The organism is Streptomyces sp. NPDC031274 (assembly GCF_055570235.1).
Window position 1 is genome coordinate 1 of the sequence record NZ_JBVIHP010000346.1, and the last position, 1,193, is coordinate 1,193.

Here is a 1,193-nt window from a genome sequence, read left to right on the forward strand (position 1 = left end):
GACTCCCCGAAGGCGAGGGGGGCGGCCAGGACGTCTACGGGGGAGGGCGCAGATCCAGCCGTTCTTCGTCACGGAGCCTCGTGACGGTGGTCGGTGTGGTGGTGCTGCTCATCGCGGCTATCGCGTTCGCGAATCGCGGCGGGGAGGAGTCCTCCGGAGGGGGCGGCGGGGACGGCAAGAAGGCGGGCGCGGAGCCTACGTCTGCGACGGGCGAGAAGCCGGTCGGCGGCAAGACGGGAGGGATTCCTTCCGGGTACACGAAGAGCGAGCAGGGCGCGCAGTCCGCTGCCGCGAACTATGCGGTGGCGCTTGGCTCGGCGGACATGTTCAAGGCCGACCTTCGCCACAGCATCGTCAACACCGTCTACACCCCGGCAGCAGCAGCCGAGCGTCAGGCTTCCCTGGACAAGGTGTACTCCGGCAAGGAGTTCCTGACCGGCATCGGCCTGAACCCCGACGGCAGCGCGCCGAAGGGCGCGACCTTCGTCTCGCGCATCATCCCCGTGGGCACGACGGCCAAGAAGCTGAGCGGCAACTCCGCGACCGTGGACATCTGGTACTCGTCGCTCTTCGGACTCGCCGGGGAGAACACCAAGAACCCCGTCTCCGAGAGCTGGTACACGAACACGTACGAGCTGCAGTGGGTCGGCGGCGACTGGAAGGTCGCCGACTTCAAGCAGAAGGACGGCCCCGTCCCCGTCGGGCGCGACCAAAGGGCCTCGACAGCCGACGACATGGCGAAGGCTGTAGAGGAGTACGGAGGGTTCACCTATGCCCGCTAGCAGCCGCCGTCGCACCCTCACGCTTGCCGCCGCAGTCACCACTGTGCAGACCGCGGTGGTCCTCTTCGCGACGCATGCCTTCGCCGCGCCCGAGCCCGACGACGACCCCTGCGATCTCATCCGCGGCCCTGCCAAGGAGTACTGCGAAAAGGGCAACGACAGCGGAGGTGGAGGCGGAGACGGCGGCGGCAAATACCCCACCGAATCCCCCCTGGACTCCACCATCGACCCCCTCTCCTCCCTGGCAAGGGGCTGCGCCAACGCCGCGTCCTGGACCGTCGACAAGCTCTCCTCCGCCGTGAAGGAGACCGCCGAGGTCGACTTCACGAACCCCAGCTTCCTCAAGCAGTACGCGGTCGTCTTCGCCGCGTCGACCATCCTGACCCTGCTCCTGTGGCTCCTCGCCGTCGC

The 1,193-nt window shown here is 68.0% G+C and carries 1 protein-coding gene and 1 pseudogene; both read left to right on the plus strand.

Annotation, left to right across the window (positions count from 1 at the left end; translation table 11 throughout):
• Positions 1 to 782: hypothetical protein (locus tag ACZ5CR_RS46245; RefSeq protein WP_468870002.1), on the plus strand; the 782-nt coding region annotated here is incomplete at its 5' end.
• Positions 772 to 1,193 (plus strand): annotated as a pseudogene (locus tag ACZ5CR_RS46250) (hypothetical protein); the annotation flags it as partial. The gene ACZ5CR_RS46245 and the pseudogene ACZ5CR_RS46250, both read left to right, overlap by 11 nt.